12 protein-coding genes and 3 pseudogenes are annotated in these 15,388 nt (G+C 46.1%); 5 read left to right on the forward strand and 10 right to left on the reverse strand.

Annotated elements, in window-relative coordinates; all coding sequences use genetic code 11:
- Nucleotides 1–25 precede the first annotated feature (25 nt).
- The 10 genes and pseudogenes from BLO31_RS12405 to BLO31_RS12450 all read right to left on the reverse strand — a co-directional run bounded on the left by BLO31_RS12405 (nt 26) and on the right by BLO31_RS12450 (nt 10,244).
- Nucleotides 26–1,353, reverse strand: a pseudogene (locus tag BLO31_RS12405) (anaerobic C4-dicarboxylate transporter).
- A gap of 243 nt (nt 1,354–1,596) precedes the next feature.
- Entirely contained in the window at nt 1,597–1,908 is a 312-nt protein-coding gene (locus BLO31_RS12410) for an antibiotic biosynthesis monooxygenase family protein (protein ID WP_070966870.1), read from the reverse strand.
- A gap of 235 nt (nt 1,909–2,143) precedes the next feature.
- The gene (locus tag BLO31_RS12415; RefSeq protein WP_070966873.1) at nt 2,144–2,551 is read right to left on the reverse strand and encodes a hypothetical protein; all 408 of its coding nucleotides are present in this window, start codon (nt 2,549–2,551) and stop codon (nt 2,144–2,146) included.
- Between the two features lie 129 nt (nt 2,552–2,680).
- Nucleotides 2,681–3,430 carry an SDR family NAD(P)-dependent oxidoreductase gene (locus BLO31_RS12420; RefSeq protein WP_070966877.1) on the reverse strand — a complete coding sequence of 250 codons (750 nt, stop codon included), beginning with the start codon at nt 3,428–3,430 and terminating at the stop codon, nt 2,681–2,683.
- 35 nt (nt 3,431–3,465) lie between these two features.
- A pseudogene (mmsB, locus tag BLO31_RS12425) lies at nt 3,466–4,363 on the reverse strand (3-hydroxyisobutyrate dehydrogenase).
- A gap of 1 nt (nt 4,364) precedes the next feature.
- The gene (locus BLO31_RS12430; protein ID WP_070966880.1) at nt 4,365–5,501 is read right to left on the reverse strand and encodes an enoyl-CoA hydratase/isomerase family protein; all 1,137 of its coding nucleotides are present in this window, start codon (nt 5,499–5,501) and stop codon (nt 4,365–4,367) included.
- Between the two features lie 14 nt (nt 5,502–5,515).
- Entirely contained in the window at nt 5,516–6,289 is a 774-nt protein-coding gene (locus BLO31_RS12435; protein ID WP_070966885.1) for an enoyl-CoA hydratase, read from the reverse strand.
- A gap of 15 nt (nt 6,290–6,304) precedes the next feature.
- Nucleotides 6,305–7,462: an acyl-CoA dehydrogenase family protein gene (locus BLO31_RS12440; protein WP_070966890.1), complete on the reverse strand. Its 1,158-nt coding sequence runs from the start codon at nt 7,460–7,462 to the stop codon at nt 6,305–6,307.
- Nucleotides 7,463–7,484: 22 nt separating this feature from the next.
- On the reverse strand, nt 7,485–8,978 hold the full coding sequence (locus BLO31_RS12445) for a CoA-acylating methylmalonate-semialdehyde dehydrogenase (protein ID WP_070966893.1): 1,494 nt from the start codon (nt 8,976–8,978) through the stop codon (nt 7,485–7,487).
- 54 nt (nt 8,979–9,032) lie between these two features.
- Nucleotides 9,033–10,244 carry a thiolase family protein gene (locus BLO31_RS12450; protein WP_070966896.1) on the reverse strand — a complete coding sequence of 404 codons (1,212 nt, stop codon included), beginning with the start codon at nt 10,242–10,244 and terminating at the stop codon, nt 9,033–9,035.
- Between the two features lie 181 nt (nt 10,245–10,425).
- Between BLO31_RS12450 and BLO31_RS12455 the strand changes: the two genes are divergently transcribed.
- The 5 genes and pseudogenes from BLO31_RS12455 (at nt 10,426) to BLO31_RS12475 (ending at nt 15,388) form a co-directional block, all read left to right on the forward strand.
- On the forward strand, nt 10,426–10,800 hold the full coding sequence (locus BLO31_RS12455) for a MerR family transcriptional regulator (RefSeq protein WP_070966899.1): 375 nt from the start codon (nt 10,426–10,428) through the stop codon (nt 10,798–10,800).
- Nucleotides 10,801–10,873: 73 nt separating this feature from the next.
- Nucleotides 10,874–12,043, forward strand: a complete 1,170-nt coding sequence (locus BLO31_RS12460) for an isovaleryl-CoA dehydrogenase (RefSeq protein WP_070966903.1) — start codon at nt 10,874–10,876, stop codon at nt 12,041–12,043.
- Nucleotides 12,044–12,053: 10 nt separating this feature from the next.
- Nucleotides 12,054–13,652 carry a carboxyl transferase domain-containing protein gene (locus tag BLO31_RS12465; RefSeq protein WP_070966906.1) on the forward strand — a complete coding sequence of 533 codons (1,599 nt, stop codon included), beginning with the start codon at nt 12,054–12,056 and terminating at the stop codon, nt 13,650–13,652.
- 9 nt (nt 13,653–13,661) lie between these two features.
- On the forward strand, nt 13,662–14,483 hold the full coding sequence (locus BLO31_RS12470; RefSeq protein ID WP_070966909.1) for an enoyl-CoA hydratase-related protein: 822 nt from the start codon (nt 13,662–13,664) through the stop codon (nt 14,481–14,483).
- Nucleotides 14,484–14,486: 3 nt separating this feature from the next.
- Nucleotides 14,487–15,388 (forward strand): annotated as a pseudogene (locus BLO31_RS12475) (hydroxymethylglutaryl-CoA lyase).

The following is a 15,388-nucleotide window of genomic DNA, read 5'->3' on the forward strand; positions in this document are numbered from 1 at the left end:
AACGGCTTTATCGTTTTTCTCCGTATTAACCTAGAAACAGTTGCCCCAACATGTAACCAACAAAACAGGCAGAGACTACACCAATAAGACCAACACTCATAAATGAATGATTAAAGTACCATTTACCTATCTTTGTCGTGCCGGAAGAATCGAAGTTCACCGTCGCGATATCAGAAGGATAATTTGGAATAAAGAAGTATCCATACACCGCTGGCATAATACCGATAAGAAGCGCTGGTTCTAAACCAAGACCTAACCCCACTGGTAACATCATACGAGCCGTCGCCGCTTGTGAGTTCACTACCACCGAAACAATAAATAGTGCAAAGGCAAAAGACCAAGGTATTCAGTAACCATACCGATGATCCCTTCTTTAAACTCTGGCAATGCATATTTAAAGTAGGTATCTGACATCCACGCGATACCAAATATTGCAATGGCCGCGACCATCCCAGATTTAAACACAACGCCTTCTGGAACTTTTTTGGGGTCCGTTTTTGTTAAAAGCAGTATTAAACCACCAAATGCGAGCATCATCATTTGGATAATTACTGACATTTTGATTGGCTTCTCACCTTCAACAACAGTGCGAATTTCGGGGAACATAGCAATAAAAACAATAGACACCAGAGCGGCTAAAAAGATTAGAACCGAGTTTCTCGCCGAAGCTGGCAACACTTCATCGAGACTTGTTGCCGTCGTATTTTCGATTTTGTTTCGCCAATATGGGTCTTCTAAACGACGCTTATACTCCGGATCGTCCACCAGCTCTTTACCGCGACGAACACTGTAAAGTGCCATAAGCAAAGTGCCACACAAAGTAGCGGGAACCGTAATCATTAGAATGGAAACTAAGGTCAGTTCAGTTTGGATCCCCGATAACTGGGCAAGGTAATAAACAACAGCAGCTGAAATAGGTGACGCTGTAATAGCAATTTGTGAAGCTACTGAAGCTGCAGCCATAGGGCGTTCTGGGCGAATACCGTTCTTAAGAGCTACGTCGCCAATAATCGGCATCACCGAATAAACGGCGTGACCAGTACCCAACATAAACGTCATAGTGTAAGTAACAAAGGGAGCGATTAGTGTTACGTTTTTAGGGTTCTTCCTTAATATCCTTTCTGCCACTTGCAGCATAAATTTAAGCCCACCAGCCGCTTCAAGAATCGAAGCACAAGTAACAACGGCCAATATGATGAGCATTACCGTCACTGGCGGCGACGTTGGTGGCATACCAAATATAAATACTTGAACCACTAAACCAATGCCCGATATAACACCAAGGCCAATACCGCCAAAGCGGGAACCAACGTAAAGCATTATCAGTAAAAAGAGAAATTCTAAATACAACATATTGATAACCTTAATCTTATTAACCACACTAATATTAAGGTATTTACAATACGATTAACTTGAACGCTCTCATAATTCCGCTATATATTTCGCATATGCGATCTACTGCCCAATATATCGCTAGTAATAAGCGCATGAACAGCTAAACACCCCACCGAGTGGAGCGTTTTACTTTTTGTATGAAAATAGGAAGTGAAAAGTGATGGGGATTTGAGTACAGTTCGTTATCCGTCGATTTCAGTTTTAGCGCCACTCATTTTCGAGCACTTTATAGTGGAGAACATGAAGATCTGGTTTCAGTTGGTACTTTTCGTCTTCTGGATACAGTCTGGCAACACCAATATCTTCACCAGAAAACGCTTTAATACACTCTAAATCTTGCCAATATGTAATCAAGGTGATTTCAATTTCGTTCTCTTTATCTCGCTTAAAAATCTGAGCACCTCTAAAGCCTTCTACAGCGGAAGAATCTTTGATTCCTGTTTCGTACAAATAGGCAATAAATCCCTCCTCATGTTTCTTTGGGCAGGTTGCTTTCCACTCTCTCGCAATCATCTTTTCTCTCCGTGAAAAATTATACGTAGCGCGCCGCTACGCCTTAAGGTGATTTGATATAGTGCCTAGGTAAGTTACGGAATTCAAACTAGATATCATCCGTTATCAGGTAAGCGTTAATAGAGTGGAAAGTTAAATAAATTTAAACAGAGTATTTAGGATAATAACGTGTTTTCGCCGAAATATTCTTTTGAATCTCGCATATCGATCGAGAGAAAAAAGCATTTTCTTTACACTATCTCTTTTTATTTTGTTGAACGAGTTTTTCGTGCCAAGCATTGTTACCGTCTCGCTTACTAACATCATACTCCGCACAAAACTGAGATATCGTCATATTGTTATCACCAGTGGACAGTTTAAGGGCAAGTTCAACTCTTTGAAGTTTGCTTTGCAAACGCAAAATTTGTCCCGCGTTGGGACTTTTTTCTTTGGCATATTTAAGCGCCGCGTGTTTGCGTTCTGCCGCGCCAGCCCTGCGGTCAGCTTCTCCGAGTAAAAACCGTAGCTGAGCGACACTTTTCCCTTTTTTAAATGCTGGGGCAAGCAGCTCTGCACACTCGTCAAAAGTGGCGCTTTCCATATAAGGGTCGATTTTGCTCGCTTGCTGACGCATCCACGCTAGCGCTAGTTCTTCGTCTGACATATCACAAGGTCTAAATAGATTTAATGGCCTTTATGATATCGTTTTATGCCAAATAGCTGCAATAAAAGAATATTAAGTGAGGGAGCAGAACGTCATAAGCACATAATCGTGCAGAAATTCAATTCCAGTCTAGAACACCAGTCCGCCATCTAGCTCTAAGACTCGTGCCGTATAGTAATCATTTTCTAATATAAACCTCACTCCCTTGGCAATTTCTATAGGAAGGGCGACCCTACCTAGGGGTATTGAGGCATTCAGCCTCTCTTTTGCTTGGTCTTTAAGTGCATCTATCATTTCAGTCTTAACGACGCCAGGGGCAATAGCCGCGGCTCTTATCCCATGGCGGGCTAGCTCTTTACCCCACCCTACGGCAAGTGTTGCCACTGCTGCTTTAGACGCACTGTAATTGCTCTGTCCTATATTGCCAGCTCTCGCAACCGAAGAGATATTAATAATGACCCCTTTAGACTGACAGTTAAGCATGCTGGCAACCGCTTCTCGACCACACAAAAATGTTCCAATTAGATTGACCTTAATTACGCTTTCAAACTGAGCTAAGCTCATTTTACTGATTGACTTATCCGTTCTTTTTACCAGCAAGCCATCAGCTAAAATGCCGGCATTATTGACCAAGCCATCGAGCCTTCCCCACTTTTTTACAATCTGTGCAAAGGTCGCTTCTACGCTGGATTCGTCGGTAATGTCTATTGGATAGGTTTCACTTTCGGTATCCAGCAATGCTTGAGTTCGCAACAGCCCGTCGGTGTTGAGATCAATCAATGCCAAATCCGCGCCTGCGGCCGATAACTCTTGGCATATGGACGCCCCGATCCCTTGTGCCGCACCAGTTACCGCAATTACTTTTCCACTTAAATCCATCGTTAACCTCCAATAGGCGCTAGTTGGAATTTTTGTTAGCTTTGGTCTTGAAAAAGTTTGAATAGGCTTGAAAAGTCCAGCTCTTCATTGCCCATGCTGTTGTGCATCGCGTATATATTGCGAGCCAGTGACCCCATTGGAATACTTGATTGGCTTTGGGTTGCAACTTCAATACCCAGACCGAGATCTTTTAGCATCAACTTGCTCATAAATCCCGGGTGGTAGTCATTTGAAGCTGGAGCGTTTTCCATGACTCCTGGACAGGGATTATAAAGTTCTAAAACCCAGTTGCGTCCCGAGCTTTGCAGCATAATGTCGGACAGCACTTTTGCATCCAGTCCATTTTTCACGCCTAGAGAGAGGGCTTCACAGGTCCCAGACATCAAAATACCAAGTAGCAGGTTATTGCAAATTTTAGCCATTTGACCATCCCCTGCATTACCTGCGTGAAACACATTTTTACCCATGTGTTTTAGCACTTTTTCTGCTCTCTTAAATGCTTTTTCACTACCACCCACAATAAAGGTTAGTGTTCCTGCCTTTGCACCTGCCACCCTCCGGAAACTGGCGCATCCACAAAGTCAAAACCTCTTTCTTGTGCGCGGGCAGCCACCTGTTTGGCCGAAGCAGGGTCAATTGTCGACGAGTCGATCAGCAAGGTTTTACTTCCACTATATCAAACAAGCCGTTGTGTTGATTTTCGTCTCCCAAATAAACACTTTTGACCTGTTCTCCTGCGGGGAGCATAGTGATCACGCAGTCACTATCTGCTACCGCATCCTCGGTATTTAGAGCGACTTTCGCCCGACTTTTAAACGGGGCGGTCAGTGAAGGGTTGAGATCAAAAACGACTACCTGATAGCCTGAACTTATTAGGTTGTCAGCCATAGGCGCGCCCATATTTCCCACGCCAATAACAGTGATGGTTTTCATATTATTCATCCTTGTTGCTGCCTAGATTCGCCAACGGGTGTTCGTCAGGTGTCCACAATGATGTAAACAACAAATCTATAGTTGAAGTCGTTACTAGAGACACGTCATCAAACAACCACTCTGGCTTGCCATCTTTATCGATTAGTCTAGAACGAACCCCTTCTTCAAATTCACCAAGAAGCGCCGAACGAACGGCGAGGATCAGCTCTAGCTTAAAGCAGTCTTCTAAGCTTAGGTGGTCGTATTTCCTTACTTGTCGATAAGTGATGTGAGCTGATATAGCACTGCCCTCACTCAACCCTTTTTTCGCTTTGCGCAACCACTCCTCTTCCCCTTCAAGGGAGAGAACATTTGCCACTACGTCCATCAAATCACCATTAGTACATGCGTTTTGTATATCTCTCCAGACTGGACGTAGTTGTGCTTCTGGACAGTAGGGTTGGGTTTCTATCGCCAGCTCATCAAGAATAGGTTTAATAATGTGCTCTGGTTCGTGAGCTGCCCAGTTTGCTCCGAGTAGTGATTTGAGTAATCTTACTTTGTTCTCACAACGTAGCACCCAATCTGCAAGCTTGGTGTCCAGAGCATCTTGCGCATTGATTATCGCGCCCGTTAAACCCAGAAACAGCCCAATACCTTCATCCATGCGATTAAGAAACCAAGTACCTCCTACATCAGGAAACAGTCCGATATGAATTTCGGGCATTGCCAAGCGCGAGTTGGGCGTTACCACTTTGTGGCTACAACCGTTAAACAGGCCTATCCCTCCCCCCATGACAATCCCCTCACCCCAGCCTATGATTGGTTTGGGGTAGGTGTGGATCCGGTAGTCGCATTCGTACTCTAAAGAGAAATACCGCGTGCAAAACTCCACGGTTTCCTCTTCGTCTCCTTGCGACATAACGCGATACATGGTTCTTACATCACCACCTGCACAGAATGATTTATCTCCTTCACCTTGAAGGAAAACCATTTTGACTTCGGACCTTTCCTGCCATTCCTTAAGCTTATCGTTCAGTAAATCCAGCATTTTGTAGGTGAGCGCATTTAGCGAAGCTGGGTTACTTAGGGTAGCTATGGCTAAAACACTCTGCCCGTCTATACATTGGCGCTCTTCAAATCTCACTGTATCTGCCATAAACACTCCAATACTTAGTCTTTAGCCCAATGAGGTTGTCGCTTTTCTAAAAACGCATTCACACCCTCTTTCTGATCTTTGCTGTCAAACAGTCGCAAAAATTCGTCGCGCTCACTGACAAGAGCATGTGCATGGGATGTATGGCGATGTGCTTGAATGAGTCGCTTACACGCAGCAACTGATACAGGTGATTGCCCTGCCACCGAATCCGCTAATTGGATAGCCCGTGACAAACTCTCTCCTTTTTCGACAAGCTCTTCTGTCAGCCCAATGCGCAAAGCCCGCTCTGCATCAAGCGTCTCACCACACAATATGACACGTTTAGCCCACCCTTCTCCCACTAACATAGTGAGATTCTGCGTACCGCCAGCACAAGGCAATAGACCCACTTTTGCCTCTGGCAATGCCAACTTCGCGTGTTTTTCAACAATCCTAATATCACAGGCTAAAGCGGCCTCCAGCCCTCCTCCCATTGCATAACCGTTAATCGCAGCAATGGTCACTCCTGAAAACTGGCTTAAAGCTTCAAAGGCTTGGCTAAACGCTGTTGCCATGTCAGATGCACTTGTTTTACTCCCATCGGCAAATGCATTGAGGTCTGCTCCGGCTGAAAAGAATTTTTCACCACAACCTGTGAGCACCAAAGCGTAGATATTTTTCTCTTGCTCTACCTGACTAACAATAGTTTTGAGCTCGATAAGACTCTCTAAAGTCCACGTGTTTGCAGGAGGATTATTATTCCTCAGGATTGCGATGTTTCCTCTTCGTTCGCAATTAATTGTATCCATTTCGAAACTCCTCTATTACAGAAGATTAGCGCCTTGCTTCAACACTTCTCTCGCCGTGATTAGCCTCATAATCTCATTGGTGCCTTCAAGAATTTGATGGACTCTTACGTCTCTAAAATGTCTTTCCAAGGGGTACTCTCGCGTGTATCCATACCCGCCGTGAAGTTGCAGCGCTTGGTCACATACACGCATGGCTATATCAGTCGCAAACTGCTTTGCCATTGCACAGTACGCGGTAGCATCAATGGCTTTTTGATCCAACTTAAACGCCGCGTATCTAACCATTTGTCTCGCAGCAACAAGCTCTGTCACCATATCTGCAAGTTTGAACTGTAAGGCCTGAAAACTGGCTAACGGTTTCCCAAATTGCTTTCTTTCGTTGACGTATTGAACAGCGGTATTAAATGCCTGTTGCGCCGTTCCTATTGAACACGTCGCTATGTTGATGCGGCCTCCATCAAGCCCCCTCATTGCAATTTTAAATCCCTCTCCCTCTTGGCCGAGTAAGGCGTTTTTTGGCAGTGCAACATCGTCAAAAGTAATACTCCGCGTCGGCTGGCTGTTCCAACCCATTTTCTCTTCCTTTCGTCCGAACGTAATGCCTTCTGCAGTGGCAGGCACAACGAAGGCCGATATACCCTTTTGCTTGTCATCTGAAAGTGTTTGCGCCATAACCACCAAGACGTCGGTTTCCCCCGCACCTGAGATAAACGCTTTTGTTCCGCTCAAGTAATAGTGACTATCTGATTTGGTCGCCGTGGATTTTAAAGATGCAGCATCAGAACCGGAGTTGGGCTCGGTCAAGCAATAGGAACCTAGCCAATTACCCGAAATCAGTTCGGGACAGAAGTTCTCTTTCGCTGACTCTGTCCCATAGGTAGCAACCATCCATGACACCATGTTGTGAATTGTCATGTAGGCGGTCGTTGAGGTGCAGCCCATTGAAAGCTGCTCGAACACCAGTGACGAGTCGAGTCTACTCAGCTCCAAACCGCCGTACTCTTGGGGAGAATAAAGACCCATAAATCCCATCTCCCCCGCTTTTGCGAGTACTTCCTTGGGAAATATTGATTCCTTATCCCAACGAGCGGCATTTGGCGCCAGATGTTCTTTTGAAAACTGCTGTGCTGCCTGTACAAATGCGCGTTGCTGTTCATTTAGCTCAAAATCCATACCGACCTCCTCACAGAAGTAGCTACTTGAGATGTATGCTCATATTGATGCCACTAGAAACAGGGTCGTCAAACCACTTAGCGGTAACAGTTTTGGTTTCAGTGTAGAAGCGCACCGCTTGTTTTCCGTATGCGTGTAAATCGCCGTAAAAACTGCCACGCCATCCAGTAAAGGAGAAAAATGGCAAAGGAACGGGAATAGGCACATTGATTCCGACCTGACCGACTTGAACTCGATGCTGGTACTTTCTGGCCGCCGCCCCGCTGGAAGTAAATATTGAAGTACCGTTGCCGTATGGATTATCGTTTACCAGCTCGATCGCTTCATCCAGTGAATCAACTTCAATACAGATAAGTACTGGGCCAAATATCTCCTGCTGGTAGATGGCCATCTTTGTGTCAACACCACTAAACAGCGTTGGACCAACCCAATTACCATCGGGGTAGTCGCCAACTTCACAATCGCTGCCATCGACCAGACAGTTAGCACCTTCTTGCTTTCCTTGCTCAATCAGCCCTAGTACTCGTTCTCTGGCTGCTTGACTGATTAGAGGTCCAAATGCCGCTTTTTTATCATTCCATGCGCCCGGTTTAACCGGTTTCATCGCTTTGGCGAGTTTTGAGATCCACTGATTGGAGTCGCCAACAAACACAGCCACTGAAATTGCCATACAACGTTGACCAGCAGCCCCCACTGACGCGCCGACCAAATTGTCTACGACCTGATCGGGATTGGCATCTGGCATAATGACCATGTGATTTTTCGCACCAGCAAAAGCTTGTACTCGTTTTAAGTTTTGCGTTCCTTTTTGATAGATATACCTTGCAACAGGGACTGAGCCTACAAACGAAATCGCGCGAATGTTCGAATCTGACAGCAAATAGTCAACTTGTTCTTTTCCTCCGTGAACCACTTGGAGTACGCCGTCGGGCGCTCCAGCCTCTTTAAACAGTTCCGCCAATCGGACTGCCGTTAGCGGTACTTGTTCAGAAGGTTTTAGTACGAAAGTATTGCCGCAGGCAATTGCCAGCGGAAACATCCACAAAGGGATCATGGCAGGGAAATTAAATGGGGTAATACCGCAGCAGACACCTAAAGGTTGAACCAGTGAATAGCAGTCGATATCGGAGGCCACATTTTCTACTGTCTCACCCATTGTGAGGGATGCGATGTTTGCCGCTTGCTCTACGACTTCAATACCGCGCCACACGTCTCCTTTTGCGTCGACTTGGGTTTTACCTGTTTCTTTGGAAACGACATAAGCCAACTCTTCATGATGTTTTTTTAGCAAATGTTGGTATCTAAGCATTACACGAGCCCGTTCAGAAACTGGTGTTTCACTCCAGTTCGCAAAAGCAGACGAGGCACTTTGGATCGCTCTTTGCAACTCGGCTTCCGTCGCACAAGGAAGTTGGGCGATTACTTGGTTGTTTGCTGGGTTAGTCACTTCCATCCATTCTGACGTAGATGAGTCACAAAACTTCCCATCAATAAATAGTGGTACGGGTTGTGTCATTATCGTTCCCTCACTCATTCAATAAGCTGGATTTAAGTCTTTCGTTTTTTAGAATTAAGGTACTTCTATAGCAATAGCCGTTGCCTCACCACCACCGATGCAAAGCGACGCGATACCTCGTACCGGCTTATCAACACCGTTTCGAATTTGCAGCTCTTTTAGCGCATTCATGCTGTGAGCTAGGGTCACTATAATACGTGCGCCTGTCGCACCAATTGGATGCCCTAAAGCGCAAGCGCCCCCCTTGACATTTACCTTGTCTCCATCGATACCGAGTTGCTTGATCGCTAGTTGAGTGACGACCGCAAACGCTTCGTTGATCTCCCAAAGGTCCACTTCATCAATTTGCCAATCTAATTGAGATAAAAGATGTTCAATGGCAAAAACAGGGGCTAAAGTAAACTCCGCAGGTGTGCGAGCGTGTGTGGAGTGGCCCTTTATCAGCGCCAGTGGTTCTTTATTGAGACGTTTAGCTTCTGCCAACGAAGTTATGTGGAGCGCTGCTGCACCATCAGAAATCGCGCTGGAGTTTGCCGCAGTGATCGTGCCTTGTTCGTGAAAGACGGGTTTTAGCGTTGCAATTTTTTCGATGTCTATGTAAGTAGCGTGCTCATCGTGATCGAGTATTTCCGCATCATCACTTTTCGAACTAGTGGCAATAGGTACGATTTCGCATTCACTCTCATGAGACTGTTGCGCTTGTTTGGCGCGTTGTGCAGATAGAATCGCCCAGTTGTCCATCTCTTTGCGTGTGTAATTTAAATGATCGGCGGTTTGCTGCGCGTAAACCCCCATTAAATGCCCTTCGTACGCATCTTCAAGACCATCAGTAAACATATGGTCCAAGCAGTTAGCGTGCCCCATTTTTAATCCAGAACGGGCCTTGCTAAGTAAGTAAGGAGCGTTGCTCATACTCTCCATGCCACCAGCTATAATGTGGTTAGCCGCACCTAATCTTACACTGTCGTAGGCCAGCATTACTGCTTTCATCCCTGAACCGCATACTTTGTTTACCGTTGAACAGGGAGTACTTTCAGATAGTCCGCCTTTCAAACCCGCTTGTCTTGCTGGTGCTTGTCCCAATCCTGCGGTCAAAACGCATCCAAAATAAAGCTCGTCAATGAGAGATTTAGACAATCCGTGGTAATCAAATAGTGCGGAAATAGCAAAGCCACCCAACACTGGTGCAGTGTAAGCCTTGAGCTTACCTTGAAACCTTCCGATTGGCGTTCGCTTTGCTGCAAGAATACAAACTTCGTCAGGCATGGTGGCCTCCCCGTCGCTATAAATAACGCTTAGTATTTCTTGACGTCTTGGTAAGCATAGCACTAACATTTACGTTAACGTAAAGAAATAACAAAACCAAACCAAATTGGTTCAAGCAATATTTAATATTTCAAGCCCAAGCAGTGCATACTGTCGCCGTTAAGTGTAAGGACAGATATTGATGGAAACATTTAAGATCAGCGATTTGGCTAAAGAATTCGACGTCACCACACGTAGTATTCGCTTTTATGAAGATATGGGGCTGATCCATCCCAAGCGAAAAGGGATTACTCGAATTTATGAACGCCGGGACAAGATCCGGTTAAAGCTCATTTTAAGAGGCAAGCGACTCGGTTTTTCTCTTGCTGAGATTAAAGAACTTTTTGAGTTGTACGACACCAATCGCGGCGATGTGCAGCTAAATAAAATGCTGGCAATAATCGACGACAAACAGGCTCACTTGCAGCGTCAGCTCGATGATATCGAAGCGGTAATGCAAGAACTTGACGATGCCAAGGCACGGTGTCATCAAGCGCTAACCGAGCAACAAGCCTAACCGCTTTCTAAGCTGTCGCCTTCGCTGGCATTGAACCCCCTTCAGAAAGGGGCAATGACCTGTTGGAGGCGATATGGACTCTTCGTATATTCCCCTTAACTTTGGACTCGATCCCTCACTTAATCAGTTGCGAGATCTTGTGCACTCATTCGCAAGCAATGAGATCGCTCCACTTGCCGCCCAGATAGACACTAACAACGCTTTCCCTAACCACCTATGGAAAATGCTCGGAGAGCTCGGTTTGCTTGGAATTACGGTTAGTGAAGAGTATGGCGGAGTTAACATGGGCTACTTGGCCCACGTCATCGCTATGGAAGAGATAAGCCGAGCGTCCGCTTCCGTCGGTTTAAGCTATGGCGCCCATTCCAATCTTTGTGTGAATCAAATTTTTAAAAATGGCAGCCAAGAGCAAAAACAAAAGTACCTTCCTCAACTTATAAGTGGAGAGCATGTTGGCGCATTAGCTATGAGTGAAGCCAATGCTGGATCTGATGTGGTTAGTATGACTTTAAAAGCCGACACCACGGCCCATGGATATACGCTAAACGGTAACAAGATGTGGATTACTAACGGGCCTGATGCACACACCTTAGTGGTTTACGCCAAAACTCAATTGGACAAGGGGTCTAAGGGAATTTCCGCATTTATTATAGAGTCAAACTACGAGGGTTTTTCCCACGCACAAAAACTCGACAAACTCGGTATGCGAGGCTCCAATACTTGCGAACTCGTATTTCAAAATTGTCAGGTCCCCAAACATGCGCTGCTAGGAGGTGAAAACCAAGGGGTAAACGTCTTGATGAGCGGACTCGATTATGAGCGTGTTGTCCTAGCTGGTGGCCCATTGGGGATCATGCAGGCCTGCCTAGACTTAATCCTTCCATACGTGCATCAAAGAAAGCAGTTTGGTCAATCTATTGGTGAGTTTCAGTTAGTGCAGGCTAAGTTAGCAGATATGTACACCAAAATGAATTCAGCTCGCGCCTATGTCTACAGCGTCGCAATGGCCTGCGATAGAGGGGAGCAAACCCGTAAAGATGCTGCTGGGGTGATTCTTTTTAGCGCAGAACTCGCTACACAATGTGCTTTAGATACCATTCAGCTCTTAGGGGGTAATGGCTATGTAAATGATTACCCCGCGGGTCGACTGCTACGTGACGCCAAGTTGTATGAGATTGGTGCGGGAACCTCAGAGATCAGGCGTATGCTGATCGGTCGAGAACTATTTAACGAAAGTCGATAGGAGCAACCGTATGGCCATACTTCCCGATAAACTCCGCAAAGACGACCCCATGTATCAGGCTAACTTCGAAGCTATGTCTCTGTTGGTCTCTTCAATGCACTCCAACTTGCAGAGTATTCATTTGGGAGGGGGAAAAGCTGCACAGGACAAACTAAGAGCCAAAGGAAAGCTTCCGGCAAGGGAGAAGATTGAATCTTTAATCGATGACGGTACTGAGCTTCTTGAAATCGGTGCTTTCGCAGCTTGGCAGGTCTATGACGAGCCTGTTCCCTGCGCGGGTGTGATTGCGGGTATCGGATTAGTGCAGGGTATACATTGTATGATCCTTGCTAACGATCCAACGGTGAAAGGCGGGACCTATTACCCATTAACCGTGAAAAAACACCTACGCGCTCAAGAAATCGCGGAAAAATGCCACCTCCCCTGTATCTATTTAGTCGATTCAGGCGGAGCAAACTTACCTTATCAATCGGAAGTATTTCCCGATCGTGACCACTTTGGCCGTATCTTCTACAACCAAGCCCGAATGTCAGCCCAAGGGATACCTCAGATCGCGCTAGTATCCGGTTTGTGCACCGCTGGCGGAGCCTATATTCCCGCTATGGCAGACATCTCCATCATGGTGAAACAGCAGGCATGTGTATTTCTTGCCGGTCCCCCACTAGTAAAAGCCGCCACTGGTGAAGAGGTTACTCAAGAGCTGCTGGGCGGCGCTGATACTCACTGCAGAAAGTCAGGCGTTGCAGATTACTATGCGGACAACGACCTTCACGGCATACAACTAGTAAGAGATGCCATTAAAAACAGCCACCTTTCCCCTCTTCCCCAGAAAGAGTATCGAAACCCCAAATACCCCATAGAGGATATTTATGGTGTGGTCAGTGCAGATTTACGCCTTTCGTTCGACAGTAGAGATGTCATTGCGAGAATCGTTGACGATTCTGAGTTCGACGAGTTTAAGGCGCTGTACGGCAGCACCTTGGTATGTGGCTTCGCTAGAATACACGGCCACCTTGTCGGATTAATCGCTAATAATGGCATTCTCTTTTCAGAGTCCGCGCAAAAAGGGGCCCACTTTATTCAGCTCTGTTGCCAAAGAAACATCCCTTTGGTTTTTCTGCAAAACATCACTGGATTCATGGTAGGCAGCAAAGCGGAATCCGGAGGTATCGCCAAACACGGAGCGAAATTGGTGATGGCGGTGGCGTGTGCCGACGTACCTAAGTTCACCGTTATCATTGGCGGCTCTTACGGCGCCGGCAACTATGGCATGTGTGGGCGAGCCTATGACCCCACTATGATCTGGATGTGGCCCAATGCCCGTATATCAGTGATGGGTGGAGAACAAGCCGCAAGCGTATTGTGTCAGGTTAAAAAGGATACTTATAAAAGAAAAGGCCAATCCATTTCAGAAGCTGAACTCAAAGAACTCAGACGAGCAACGCTTGAGCAGTATGAGAATCAAGGGCATCCACTTTATGCTAGCGCCCGACTTTGGGACGACGGCATTATTGACCCAAAAGAGACTCGGCACGTTCTAGGGACTGCTTTGGATGTCAGTCAGACAGCGCCAAAAGCGCCTACAAAATTTGGTATTTTTAGAATGTAGAGGTGTTATATGGAATCAGAGCGTACTGAGCGTCTATCCACTGTGTTATCTGAACTCGATAACAGGGGCATATTGCTAATTACATTAAACCGACCTGAAAAGTCGAATGCCTTTGACTCCAACACTATTGCCCTTTTGACTACAACTCTTGAGACTTACTACCACAACGCGGAGGTTAAGTGTTTAGTGCTGAGGGCCAACGGAAAGCACTTTTCCGCTGGTGCAGATTTAAAATGGATGTTGGCTATGTCTGCTGCCAACTATGATGAAAACCTAAGCGACGCCTCTGCCCTTGCTCAACTTCTCTATAAGTTAGACACCTTCCCTGTACCCACAATAGCACTAGTTCAAGGCAATGCGTACGGCGGTGCTCTTGGGCTCATTTGCTGTTGCGATATAGCAATAGGCCTCACTAACAGTCAGTATTGTCTAAGCGAAACAAAACTTGGCTTAGTTCCTGCCACTATCTCTCCTTATGTCGTCAGAGCAATGGGTGTGCGTCAAGCGCGATTTTACATGCTCACCGCCACCCCATTTAATGGCGAACAAGCTCGTGCGCTAGGCGTTCTTCATCAGATTTGTGCTGACCACCTTGAGCTTCAAACACAGTCACAACAGCTTATTGAGTCAGTATTGTCAAACTCTCCTCAGGCGATACGCCGCTCCAAGGCTCTGTGTTTTGATTGCGATGAAAGCAAAATTGATAACGCCTTGATTGACTTAACCAGCCAAGCCATTGCCCTTGCTAGGGCTTCGAAAGATGGTAAAGAAGGCGTGTCTGCTTTCTTAGAAAAACGCGCACCGATTTGGGTTACTCGCTCAAAGGATTGAAGCATGGGTATTGCAAAAAAAGTAAAAATCGTAGAAGTGGGGCCTAGAGATGGTTTGCAAAACGAAACCTCGCTCGACGTCGGCCAGAGAATCGCATTCATCAATCAATTATCTGCGACTGGGTTGCGGTATATTGAAGCTGGTGCATTCGTTTCTGAAAAACGCGTACCTCAGATGGCGCAGTCAAGTTTGGTATTAGACGGCATAGAAAGAAAAGCCAACACGCGTTATTCAGCTCTGACACCCAATTTAAAAGGCGCGCAACAAGCAATCGTGCATAACGCCGATGAAATTGCCATCTTCACTTCTTCTTCAGAAAGCTTTTGTCAGCGCAATATTCACTGCTCAATTGAAGAAAGCTTGCAACGATTTGTTCCCGTGGTGAATATGGCTAAGGAGCATGGTATTCCCGTTCGCGGATATCTATCTTGTGCGTTTGACTGCCCATTTGAGGGGCAAACCGAGCCCTTGAGAGCTACTAAATTGGCGCAAACACTACACAAGATGGGCTGCTATGAAATATCCATCGGTGACACTCTAGGTAAAGCAACTCCCAATCGGGTCAGTTTATTGCTTACTCATTTGCAACAGCACATACCTACTTCTTCTATTGCCGTTCATTTCCACGATACTTATGGACAAGCCCTGACCAATATCTTTCAATCCTTACAAATGGGTATAGAAGTCGTTGATAGTAGTGTCGCGGGGTTGGGGGGTGCCCTTATGCTCCGGGCGCAAGTGGAAATGTCGCTACCGAAGACGTAGTTTACTTACTCGACGGTCTTGGCGTTCAGACTAACATCAATTTAGAAGCGCTAATCCAAGTAGGAAAAGAGATCTGTCAACAACTAGGCAAGTACCCCGCTTCCAAAGTAAATCGCGCATGGCCTAGCAAGTCATTTTAA

Source organism: Vibrio sonorensis (assembly GCF_001854765.1).
Classification (GTDB): domain Bacteria; phylum Pseudomonadota; class Gammaproteobacteria; order Enterobacterales; family Vibrionaceae; genus Vibrio; species Vibrio sonorensis.